Origin of the sequence: Sediminispirochaeta bajacaliforniensis DSM 16054 (genome assembly GCF_000378205.1) — a bacterium.
GTDB lineage: Bacteria > Spirochaetota > Spirochaetia > DSM-16054 > Sediminispirochaetaceae > Sediminispirochaeta > Sediminispirochaeta bajacaliforniensis.
Genome location: NZ_KB899443.1, coordinates 1 through 11,822 on the forward strand (window position 1 = coordinate 1; position 11,822 = coordinate 11,822).

10 protein-coding genes and 3 pseudogenes are annotated in these 11,822 nt (G+C 42.6%); 8 read left to right on the forward strand and 5 right to left on the reverse strand.

The window, feature by feature from the left end; genetic code table 11:
• Positions 1-231: 231 nt before the first annotated feature.
• Together F459_RS23800 and F459_RS22745 are read left to right on the forward strand one after the other, a co-directional pair.
• Positions 232-414: pseudogene (locus F459_RS23800) on the forward strand (IS256 family transposase); the annotation flags it as partial.
• A gap of 49 nt (positions 415-463) precedes the next feature.
• Positions 464-1,063, forward strand: a pseudogene (locus F459_RS22745) (IS3 family transposase); the annotation flags it as partial.
• Positions 1,064-1,304: 241 nt separating this feature from the next.
• Here F459_RS22745 and F459_RS24730 read toward each other — a convergent pair.
• The 4 genes from F459_RS24730 to F459_RS0120975 form a co-directional block, all read right to left on the reverse strand.
• Complete coding sequence (locus tag F459_RS24730; RefSeq protein ID WP_169517970.1) at positions 1,305-1,466, reverse strand: type II toxin-antitoxin system RelE family toxin; 162 nt, start codon at positions 1,464-1,466, stop codon at positions 1,305-1,307.
• Positions 1,467-1,552: 86 nt separating this feature from the next.
• Positions 1,553-1,750 carry a hypothetical protein gene (locus F459_RS0120965; protein ID WP_020614617.1) on the reverse strand — a complete coding sequence of 66 codons (198 nt, stop codon included), beginning with the start codon at positions 1,748-1,750 and terminating at the stop codon, positions 1,553-1,555.
• 264 nt (positions 1,751-2,014) lie between these two features.
• The gene (locus F459_RS0120970) at positions 2,015-3,181 is read right to left on the reverse strand and encodes an iron-containing alcohol dehydrogenase (RefSeq protein WP_020614618.1); all 1,167 of its coding nucleotides are present in this window, start codon (positions 3,179-3,181) and stop codon (positions 2,015-2,017) included.
• Between the two features lie 15 nt (positions 3,182-3,196).
• A complete protein-coding gene (locus F459_RS0120975) occupies positions 3,197-3,982 on the reverse strand; it encodes a DeoR/GlpR family DNA-binding transcription regulator (protein WP_245540247.1) in 786 nt (261 codons plus the stop codon).
• A 485-nt stretch (positions 3,983-4,467) separates the two neighbouring features.
• Here F459_RS0120975 and F459_RS0120980 point away from each other — a divergent pair, with 485 nt between their 5' ends.
• From F459_RS0120980 to F459_RS0121005, 6 genes are all read left to right on the forward strand, one after another.
• Positions 4,468-5,802 (forward strand): Na+/H+ antiporter NhaC family protein, encoded by a 1,335-nt coding sequence (locus tag F459_RS0120980; protein WP_020614620.1) that lies wholly within the window; start codon positions 4,468-4,470, stop codon positions 5,800-5,802.
• A gap of 3 nt (positions 5,803-5,805) precedes the next feature.
• The gene (gene mtnK, locus F459_RS0120985) at positions 5,806-7,017 is read left to right on the forward strand and encodes an S-methyl-5-thioribose kinase (protein WP_020614621.1); all 1,212 of its coding nucleotides are present in this window, start codon (positions 5,806-5,808) and stop codon (positions 7,015-7,017) included.
• 86 nt (positions 7,018-7,103) lie between these two features.
• The gene (locus F459_RS0120990) at positions 7,104-8,171 is read left to right on the forward strand and encodes an S-methyl-5-thioribose-1-phosphate isomerase (RefSeq protein ID WP_020614622.1); all 1,068 of its coding nucleotides are present in this window, start codon (positions 7,104-7,106) and stop codon (positions 8,169-8,171) included.
• A gap of 7 nt (positions 8,172-8,178) precedes the next feature.
• On the forward strand, positions 8,179-9,171 hold the full coding sequence (locus F459_RS0120995) for a 2-hydroxyacid dehydrogenase (RefSeq protein WP_026295143.1): 993 nt from the start codon (positions 8,179-8,181) through the stop codon (positions 9,169-9,171).
• A 5-nt stretch (positions 9,172-9,176) separates the two neighbouring features.
• Positions 9,177-10,610: an FGGY-family carbohydrate kinase gene (locus tag F459_RS0121000; protein ID WP_020614624.1), complete on the forward strand. Its 1,434-nt coding sequence runs from the start codon at positions 9,177-9,179 to the stop codon at positions 10,608-10,610.
• Positions 10,611-10,617: 7 nt separating this feature from the next.
• The gene (locus tag F459_RS0121005) at positions 10,618-11,313 is read left to right on the forward strand and encodes a class II aldolase/adducin family protein (RefSeq protein WP_020614625.1); all 696 of its coding nucleotides are present in this window, start codon (positions 10,618-10,620) and stop codon (positions 11,311-11,313) included.
• A gap of 224 nt (positions 11,314-11,537) precedes the next feature.
• Here F459_RS0121005 and F459_RS22750 read toward each other — a convergent pair.
• A pseudogene (locus F459_RS22750) lies at positions 11,538-11,822 on the reverse strand (Rpn family recombination-promoting nuclease/putative transposase); the annotation flags it as partial.

Genomic DNA, 11,822 nt, shown 5'->3' on the forward strand with positions numbered 1-11,822 from the left:
AATTGCTCGGCTTCAGCTTCCAGCATGGCATTCAATGTTTCCTCTACCGTTTCTCTAACAAAATTCCCTAAATGGTTTTTGACTTCTTCCTCATTTATCTCGATAATCTTACTGTTCATATAGTCCTCTTTCTGACTTGGTTTTGGTCGTACTTAATCAATCGTCAGATTGAGGACTTTCTTTTTATCAAAATTAGAATTTGCGCAAGATATTGTACGTCATCTTGAAAGAAGAATCATGCGAGAAATCAGAAGGAGGACACGAGTAATCGGTTCATTCCCCGATGGAGAATCTGCCCTGATGCTGGTCGCGGCCCGGCTGCGTCACATCGCCGGTTCTTCATGGAGTGAACGAAAGTATCTGAATATTGACCTGATGATTGAATTAGATCAGGAAGAACATCAGGTCTCATAAGTGATTTCTTCAGATTGAGGCAAAAAGAATTTGTGCAAGTTTATTGATACTACCGAAAGAATTGGGCATTAAAGCGCTGTCACCGAAGAAATTGACATCCATCCCGAAGAAGGAGCATCCGGTCTATCCATATCTGCTGAAAGGAAAGGGGATCAGATATCCCAATCAAGTTTGGACCACCGATATTACCTATTTGAAGCTTGAAACAGGATATGTTTATCTGGTTGCCATTATGGATCTCTACAGCCGGAAAGTATTGAGCTATAGGATCTCTTTCTCAATGGATGCAGAGTTCTGCCGTGAAGCGTTAAAAGACGCCTTGAGAAACTATGGCATGCCTGCAATCTTTAATACAGACCAGGGAAGTCAGTTTACCTCCTATGGCTTTCTTCAAATCCTGAAAGATGAAGGTGTAGAAATCAGTATGGATGGTCAGGGCCGTTGGCGGGATAATATCTACGTAGAACGGTTCTGGCGTACTCTTAAGTATGAAGATATCTATCTGAAATCCTATGAGTCGGTGCGGGAGCTGAAAGCTGGACTCACCCGGTACTACAATAGCCGAAGATTTCACCAAAGTCTGGATTATCGAACACCGGAGGAGATGTATGAATCATTCCAGGAAAAGGAGCTTAAGGCTGCTGCATAGTCAGATTATACCGGCAGGTTCCACCTTAAATAGTTTGCAAAACTGTTTGACAGACGGGCTCAGAATAAAAAACATGCAGGAACAGGTGCGCAAGATGGGGGGATAGATCAGGATAAGCGTGCTGAATATTTAACAAATAATTCGCCGATATTCGATGCATTTTCTTCTGGCATGTATGGGTTTGACCAAGTAAAATAGAGAAGGAAGACTTAGGAGGAATGGCCTTCCGGCCCTTCCTTCATTATTTATATACATCCTTACGGTGGCCAATTCTCACCACTTCAATGATAAGTTGTTCTTGCTTGAGTGAGTAGATTACACGGTAATTCCCGGAACGTATTCGATAGAGATTTTGTTTCCCGACAATCTTCTGTACTCCCTGAGGAAAAAGGGGCGCTGGCAAGATTCTTAATAGCTGTGCTTATTGATATTTGATCCCTCTTCGGAATCTTATTTAGTTCTTTTATAGCAGATTTCTTGAATGTAATTTCATACATTTTCCTGAATACCCAGACCTTTTAAAACAACGTCGAATGGAACTGTGGGTTCACCCCTGCGCTCTGCAACTGTCGCTAAATCTTCTATATCCTCAAGGAGTTCATAGAACTCTTCGATCGGAAGAATGACGGATGTCCGTTCTCCATCTTGGTTCAGAACGAATTGGGGATGAAGCTTTTGAGTATTCATAACCTGATAGTACACATTTCACGATAAAATGACAATCATTAAAAGAGTGTGAGGTAGTTGCCACCGTCCCTGACGACGGTTGGTTTACCGAACATAAACCTTTTCCAAATGCGTTAAGGAGACGGAGGGCGCCGGAGGCGGTCCGAGCCGTGAGGCGAGGACGGAAGCGTGAGCGCACCCCGTAGTCGACTGACCCGAGCCGAAGGCGAGGGGAACGCCCAAAAGAACTTCCGTCCAAATTATAAGGCCACGATAGCGGGAGGCCTACAGCGCAAGGTTCAAGATCTCGATAATCTTATCCTGGTCCAACGGAATGTAATGACCTACCGTATTCTTTCCGTTGGAGGTAGCTCGCGCTGCCATCTCCGAAAAGTGGTCACTACCTATTCCGATTTCCGTGAGGCTTGTCCTTAGATTCAAGTTCTTGAAGAAGCTTTTGAGATTGCAAGAGAGTGTATGTGCCATTTCTTCCGGAGTATAATCATGGTAATCGACATTGAATACTCTATGTGCAAGTTGAGCGAGTTTTTCCGGCTTCTTGTCTGCCATGTATGTCGTCCAGGCAACCATTACCACGGCCATCCCTTCGCCATGGGTAAGCTCATATTGGGCACTGATTTCGTGTTCGATACGATGAGAACCCCAATCAGAAACACGGCCTGTGTCCAATAAATTGTTATGGGCAATGGAAGCCAGCCATTGGACTTCCGCCCTTGCATCAAAATCACTTGGATTTGCCATGATCCGTTCACTATTTAGTAACAACGCTTTGATTGCCCCCTCAATCAGATAATCAGTCGTATCGACATGGGGAGTATCGGAAAAATATCGTTCCAGAAGATGGGAAAGAATATCCGCCAGTCCGCACGACGTCTGGTAGGATGGAAGGGTAGTGGTGAAATCAGGGTTCATGATGGCGAATTGGGGAATGATACGATCATCTTCAAAGCCCACCTTGCTCAATCCATTTGTAACTATTGCTGCATTTGAAGTTTCACTCCCACTTGCCGGAAGTGTACTGATCACACCGATAGGGAGGACTTCTGCTATTGAGGCTTTCCCTTCAAAGAAGTCCCAGACATCACCATCATAAGGAATTCCCAGGGCTACAGCCTTAGCGGTATCAATGGAACTGCCACCACCTATTGCCAGTACAAAATCGACGGATTCCTTTCGTCCGCGGTCAACCAAATCACGAATCAATTCAATCTTGGGGTTGGGAACAACATCTCCACATTCAAAAAAACTAATGGAATTCTCGGAACACGCTTTTTTTACCGTATCATAAATGCCTAAGGTCTTGATGAATTCCCCGCTATACATCATGAGAAGCGATGTCGCATTGTTCTCTTTTAGCAAAGCACCTATCTCTTTTTCCGCACCTTTCCCAAATACAATCTTTGCAGGATTGTAATAATGAAAATTGACCATTTCTAACTCCTACTACTAGTTTCTTGGTTCGTAACACACATTGATTTCGTTGTTTTTGCAGAATATGTCCCATTCATCAGAGATTTTGCAGTCGGTAACGATTGTGTCGATTTTTGATACATCAGAGATTACGAAATCTGAATGACTGTTGAATTTGGTATGATCGACAACTAAAAAATTTTCTCTTGAATGCTCGAGCATTGATCGCCGAATCGCAGCCGCTTCCTGGCTGTTATCGGTCAGGCCAAATTCAAGTTCTACCGATGGACAGCTGATGAAAGCTTTGTTTGCCGTATAGTTGCTTACATCGGAAAGGGTCTGAATCCCTTGAAAGGCCCGGTTGTTTGCATTCCAGAAACCACCAAGACAAATAAGATGTTCGTCTGCATCCATATGATAGCTATTTATGATATCGATGGAGTTTGTGATGATGGTTATATGTCGCCTAACCTGGATAAGAACCTCTGCAATCCGACGACACGTGGAACTTGCATCGAGGAAAATGGTATCACCATCTTTGATAAAGTCCAGTACACAATGAGCCATTCGAGTTTTTTCTTCATTAAAGAAGGTATTACGAAGGGAGACTGGTACGCTCTTATCATATTCATTAGGAATATACGCTCCGCCGTAAATTTTTTTAGCAAAACCTTGCTTTTCCAGTTCAAGCAGGTCGCGTCGGATTGTTTCGGAACTGCAATCCAATTGCTGACTTATGTCTGAAATTAAAATACTTCCATCTTTTTTAAGGATCTGCTTAATCAATTCCTGTCTGTCGATTTTTAACAATGTATTACCCACCTAAACAATATATTCTTTTCCCTTGGCACTACGAGCATATAGTCAAAGAGCACAAAATGCAACATTAAAATTTTCATTACTTCCACAACACTCCAAATAAATATCCACATAAAATGTGGAATTTTTTGCTTTTCAGAGGAATAGAGTAGTATTAGGCAAAAGATGACGTATAACAATATCGCTATATTATTTTGCTTAAGACTATAAATATAGTTATATAAATGATTAATATGTAAATTTTATAGGAAAAAATTTATGTATATAGTAAAAATATTAGATAAAAAATGATCTTACACTATACGAATTCGTACGCAAAAAGAACGTTGAAAATTTATGAAAATAAATTTTGACTTGTGTGGTATTGTGTTGTAAGATGTTGAATCGTTTAAGGAGCTCCACAAAATAATTAGTCACGATCGCCGTGTGTGTTTCGTTGATAGGTTACACACAACTACAACTTTGAATGGATGTAAAGGAGATTTTGTATGCTTAAAGAAGACGCCGGGAAAGACAAAGGTGGTTTTATCGGATTACTTCCCCTCATTATTTTTTTGGTGCTGTATGTGACTGTGGGGATTGGAAGTGGGAGTTTTGATAATATTCCATTGGCAATTGGTATTTCCATCGCATGTATTGTTGCATTTGTCCTGCCCAAGAAAGGGGATAAAGAAACTACGTTTGGTGATAAAGTCACGATATTCTGCAAAGGTGGTGGAGAGAATACCCTCATTTTGATGGTAATCATCTATCTGCTTGCAGGTGCCTTCTATGGTGTAGCAAACAGCATGCATGCCGTTGACTCAATGGTAAACTTTGGTTTGTCGATCCTCCCTGGGCGGATGATCCTGCCCGGCCTGTTCCTTATTGCCTGTCTGGTAAGTTTTTCCATGGGAACTTCCATGGGTACGGTTTCTGCATTGATCCCCATCGGTATTGCCCTCTCTTCCAGGATCGGAGTGAATGTAGCACTTGTCTGCGGACTTATCGTCGGCGGTGCAATGTTTGGTGATAATCTTTCCTTCATTTCCGATACGACCATTGCTGCAACCAGAATGCTGGAAGTTGAGATGAAAGATAAGTTTAAGGCAAATATTCTGATGGTATTGCCTGCGGTCATCATAAATGTACTGGTTTTAGCCTTTGTCAAAATCGATGCGCCTGCGGCTGGAACCGTATATGCATATAGTTTCGTCAATATTATTCCCTATATTCTCATTATTGTGCTCTCCCTTATGGGGATGAATGTCATGCAGGTGATGTTAGTCGGTATTCTTGGTGGTGTTGTAATTGGCCTTTTTCACGGCGATTTCACCTTACTGGAATCACTGAAGGTCGTGCATACTGGTATGACGTGGATGGAAGATATGGCTTTGATTGCCGTATTGGTAGGTGGGTTGGTTGCCTTGATGAAATACCTTGGTGGTATTGATTGGCTGTTGCATGCTCTTACCAGAAAGACCAAGACAAGACGAGGTGGCGAGCTGGCTATTGCCTCGTTGGTAAGCCTGTTGGACATTGCCACTACAAATAATACCATCTCCATCATTTCAGCTGGTCCGATTGCTCGCGATATTTCTGATGAGATGGGAATCGACCGGCGTCGTGCAGCGAGTATCCTTGACCTTTTCTCATCGGCATTTAACGGTCTCTCGCCATATGCCGGTCAGTTGTTGGTTGCAGGAGCAATGGCGAAAATTTCACCGGTTACGATTATCCCGTACGTATGGTATTGCCTGATGATGATCGTCTTTGGGCTCGTTTTTATTGGTCTCGGTTGGCCAAATAAGTTTACTGAGAAAAGCCTTATTGGTAATAAATAAAAAATGAACAAAGATTATTCAAAACATTTTTTAATGAAGGCAGAGGATGTGATGGCTTGTACCATTGAGCTGGTTCATTATTTTGAACCAGGTACAAGACTTAGCTGTCGTGAAATTGGTGATGGAAATATCAATTATGTATTTGTTGTCACCGATGAGGATACGGGACGATCTATAGTTGTGAAGCAAGCAGATAAATTTGTTCGTTCTTCAGGAAGGCCCCTGAACTTGAATCATAACAAGATTGAAGCCGATGTATTAACCATTGAGGGAGCCTGTGCTCCCTCAATGGTTCCAAAAATCTACTATTATGATGAAGTGATGTGTGCATTATATATGGAAGATATTTCTGCATATAAGAACCTCAGGAAAGAGATGTTGAAAGGGAAGGTTTTTCCTAAGCTTGCTGAGGATATTTCCACGTTCATGGCCGATACCTTGCTTCCATCCACTGACTTGGTCCTCGATCGTGCAACAAAGAAGGAACGCGTTAAAAAATTCACAAATGCTGAGCTTTGTGATATCACTGAAGATCTGGTTCTTACCGAACCGTATTACGATTACAAAAAGCGAAATATCATTACTGCCGGAAATGAGGGATTTGTTGAAAAACATCTCTACCAAAATGGGGACTTGAAAGCCGAAGTCGGTATCCTTCGAGATGAATTTATGAATCATGCGCAGGCTTTGGTCCATGGTGATTTACATTCTGGTTCTATCTTCGTTAATGAAGAGGGCCTGAAAGTGATAGACCCTGAATTCGCATACTACGGGCCTATTGGATATGACATCGGTAATGTCATCGGTAACATGTTTTTTGCTTGGGCACATAAAGCCTATGTCCACCCGGAAAACACCGAATTCATTCAATGGGCGAAAACCGCAATTACTGAGATTGTAGCTTTGACAAAAGCCAAACTGGAGAAGAAATTTGATGAGATTGTTTCTTTCCCCTTATATAACGCAAAGTTTAAAGAGCATTACTTAGCAAACATATGGTCCGACTCATTCGGATATGCGGGAACCGAAATGATACGGCGTGTGGTTGGTGATGCAAAGGTCCAGGAACTTAATGATGTTACAGATCCTGTGTCGAAAATTCCTATGGAGCGGGCGCTCATTGCAACTGGAATTCAATTAATCATGAAAAGAGCAGCTTTAGCGACAGGAGCCGAGCTTGTTGAAATTTTCGAAGATGTGATGGCAACCTATTGAGAAGGTGCCCTGAATGCTTAAACGCAACAGGAGCGTAAGGCTCGCGATTATTATCTTAGAAACCTACTATAGGAGTATTGGAAAAAATGGAAAGAGCAGATGAAGGTTTGGCCTTCCTCTTACGATATGAAAATATTGCGTGGTACAAAAATGGAGAAGTTAGGATCCTTGACAGAAGAATTTACCCTATTCGTACAGAATTTGTAACGTGTAAGAGTGTTCAGGAAGTTGCCCAAGCTATTAAAGATATGGTAACGCAAAGTGCCGGGCCGTATCTTGCAGCAGCAATGGGGATGGCACTTGCTGCCCATGAGATTGCTGATAGGGAAGATGTCGATGTCCTTACATATATGGAGGATGCCGCCTATACCTTGTCCCATGCCCGGCCAACGACTGTTGAACAAATGAAAAGGGTTGTTGGGGGATCAATGGATGTTGTTCGGCAGTGCCTTCGGGAAGGGGCACGAGGGGAAGCTCTTGTAGAAGCGCTGTTCCAATATGCATGCAACTTTGTAAACAATAACTATAAGAAATATACGCTTGTCGGAGAGAATCTGGCCAAGTTGATTCCCAAAAACGGAACGATCATGACCCAATGTTTTGGAGATACGGTGGTTGGAACAATACTACGTGCGTGTAAGCGCTTGAACAACCCAATCAAGGTCATCTGTGCAGAAACCCGTCCTTATTTTCAGGGTTCGCGACTTACTGCAAGTGTGGCGTGCGATATGGGATTCCCTGTCACTGTGATAACCGATAACATGCCGGGTTATACATTGAAAGCAAAGAAGGTCGATCTCTTTACCTCCGCTTCAGATGTTATTACCGTGGATGGTCATATAATCAATAAGGTTGGTACCTTTCAGATTGCCTTGGCTGCCCATTACTATGGTATTCCCTATTATGTCACCGGCACTCCTGATCCCGATCATCCTGACATACGTGATGTAAGAATAGAAGAGAGGGATCCCGAGCTCGTGCTCAAAGCCTTGGATGTGAAGCTTACCATGGATGGGGTCGAAGGATTCTATCCGGCTTTTGATATCACCCCGCCGGAGCTATGTAGCGGAGTGGTAACTGATTTAGGCGTGTATCAACCACAAGACCTAAGACGATATTTCGCTGATTCTGAAAAGAACAGTCAGAAAGAATAGGATAATCATGAAATTATTAGTACGTGCCCCAATGACACCAAATCGTATTGAAGAGTTGGAGAACTATTTTAGTGAGGTAATCTACCTCCCTTGGACAGAAACAGGAGAGCGATATTACGAGGATGCCATGTTGGAATCCTTGAAGAAATATGAACCTGATGTGTTGATTACGGAGTTGGATCGTATCACAAAGAAGGTTCTGGACAATTACCATAATCTTCAGGCTATTGGTGATTGCAGAGCTAACCCTGCCAACATCGATGTTGAAGCCTGTACCGCTGCCGGCATCCCTGTGCTCTGCACTCCTGCACGTAATTGTCAGGCTGTTGCAGAAATGGTTGTCGGTTTGGTGCTGACATTTTATAGGAATATCATCCCTGCCACCCAATGGGTGAAAGAGATGAAATGGGTGGAAGGTACCACTCCCTACTATCTCTGGATGGGCCATGAGCTGCAAGGTAAGAACATTGGCTTTGTTGGGTTTGGCGCAGTAGGAAAAGCGACCGCACATCTCTTTGAAGCTTTTGGCTGTGAGATCTCGTTTTATGATCCCTATGTGGAAGCTTCATCGAGTTCCTATAGAAAACGATCAGTCGAGGAGATTTTTTCTGAAAACGATATTGTATCCATTCATCTCCCTGTTTTGGATAGTACTCGCGGTATGGTCAACAAAAAACTCTTCGCTTTGATGAAACCCGATTCTTTGTTTGTGAATTCTGCCCGAAGCGCGGTAGTCGATTACGAATCTTTATGTGAGGCTTTGAAAGAAAAACAGATTTCTGGTGCGATCCTAGATGTTTTGGATACCGAACCGCCAAAGCCTGAGGACCTGAAAATTTTGTCCTACCCGAATGTGCTGCTTACCCCGCATATTTGCGGAGCATCCTATGAAGTTACAAGCCATCAGTCCGATATTATTACGAATAACGTAATCCAATGGCTGGAAGGAAGAAACCTTGAGAACGTTGTTTATAATAAACACGTTTTGAAGAGTAGGTAAGCATCATGGATAGATATTATCTCGTATTTGATATGGGAACAGGTAATTCGAAAATAGCCATAGTCTCTTCGCAAGGGAAAATCATTGGATCCAGGGTAGTGGAGAATCACTATTACAGAGATGAAAACTACCCCGATGCACAATATTTTCACCCCCAAGAATGGGAAACGAGGCTTCTATGGATGGCTGAAGAATTGTTGCGTGAATTCCCTGATATCAAAATCGATGCAATAACCGCTTCAGGGGCTCGACAAAGTGTTGTCTTGTATGATGCCGACCACGTGGCATGTATGGGATTGCCAAATATAGACAATCGCGGCCGGCAGTGGATGGACGAGATTGAAGGAAAGCAAGAGATTTACAAGCGTACCGGTAAGTGGGTAACTGAAGATTTTATTGCAGCTAAGCTGATGGGTTTCAAGAAAAAATACCCACAGGATTTTTCGAAGATTTCAAAGATTACGAGTCTGAGCGAATGGATTGGTGAGATTTTCTGCGGGGAAATTTTTATTGAACCGTCACAGGCCTGTGAAACTCAGCTTTTCGATATCATTGATATGCAGTGGTCGGAACGTATATGTAAAGCATATGGGATAGATCCACGAATACTTCCCGAGATACGGCTTTCAGGTACAAAACTGGGAAGTATCAAGCATTCTCAATTGCAGCGCTTTTCATTGGGTCCCGATGTGGTTTTTATTATTGGTGGGGCCGATACACAATTGGCTGCAAAGAGCAGTCAATGTACAGATGGGGATATCGTTATTGTTTCTGGTACTACTTCCCCTGTGGTAAGAATACATGAGGAGCGATATTACGACCCAGACGAGCGATGTTGGGTCGATTGTAATATAGGAGGGAAGAATTATTTAGTTGAAACAAATCCGGGTGTTACAGGATTGAATTATCAACGATTCAAGGAACACTTTCTCTCGGATTATAGTTACGCGGAATTGGAGAAGAAGTATGCAGAGAAAACAGGTTTCCCTTGTACCGCTTCTTTCACTTCTTTACTTTTTTCCCGCCAGAAAAGTTTAAAGATGGGAGGATTCGTAATGAAATCGCCTTTTAGTGCTGATTGTGACATTACAGATCTTGCATGGGGGTTGCTAAGTGATACTGCTTGTGCGATTTATAATCAGTATTTATCTTTGTGCAATATGATTCCCTTTGAAAGGGACTATATACGTTGTTGTGGGGGAGGCTTTCGATCACCAACTTTGTGTCAGTTTCTTGCTGATTTAACGGAGAAAGATATCATCTTGTTAGGGGATTATTCACAGGCCTCGATAATTGGATGTGCTGATGTTTGCAATGAGTATTTTACTAGTAGTCGATCTACAGAGGACTCATGCATAACGTATAAGCCAAAGATCCATAAGGGTATACAGCAATACTATGAGGATTGGAACAATAATCGTCTAATCTTAAATAAATGATTAGCAAATGAAGAAAAACGACATTACGTTTTTACTACGTGCCTTTGTAGGCAAGGAGAGAGAAAATATCATGGACCCTTTTGAATTTCAGAACGAACGAAAAATAGTTGCCGATTATATGAATCGCTTATATGACCGGCAACTGACTACGGCAAGTGGTGGAAATATTAGTTTACGAATTGATGATGAAAAATTCTGCATTACCCCATCAGGTTTGGATAAAGGAAATCTTACACCCGATTTGATTGCAGTAGTTAAATTTGATGGAACAAATCTGACTCCCCATTTGCCCTTGAGCATCGAGACCGAAATGCACCGTATGGTGTTGCAGGCTCGGCCTGATATGCAGGCAGTTGTCCATGCGCACCCTACATATGCAAGCGCATATTCAACGGTGCAACCCAATAGTATAGACACAAAACTTACTGCTGAAGCATATTGTGTCTTAGGCGAGATTGTCAATGTGCCCTATAAAATGATGGGAACGAAGGGACTTGCTGAGGCTGTAGCACATGATATAAAAACTCATAAGGTATTATTGATGGAAAATCATGGTGCTATAGCGGTAGGTAAGACCATGTTGGATGCTTTTGACTGCCTGGAGTTATTGGAAAAATCTGCAATGATCACGTATATAACCCGGGATTTACCTGGAAGCCATAGTCTCAGCAAAGCACAAATTGCAGAACTTGATAACAGATAGTTCATGCTTTTAAGGCGGTGACGCATTTTGTATCACCTATGGGTTTATGAAATGCGTTTAATTCCCCTTTTTTCCAAAGCATGCAAATTGTAGATTCATACCTATCAGTGGTGTTTTCTTTTTCACACTGATAGGTAGAGTCTGCTCTTCGAATTTTATTCCTCTTGCCGTTTCTGGCGGATCCAAAATCCGTCATGCTTCCTTTGATGGGAAAGCCATTCTTTTCAATCCCGTAATGCCTCGATCTCCTGCTGCCTGAGGCCGGTAAGCTCGGCGATTTCCTCGATCGAGTAGCCTTTGGCCAGCATCTTTTTTGCAGTAATGACCGCCCGCTGCTTTTCGCCCTGCTCGACACCTTGTTCGAGCATCATCTGGTCATGCTCTTTCATTTTGGTAAGTAACATGGATTTCACCTCCACAATGTCGTTGATCCGGGACAAGACCGGTTGTTTTTGTTGCTCCTCGACGGAAGCAAAGAAGTTGTTCAGCCACTGGACCAGCAGCTGGAC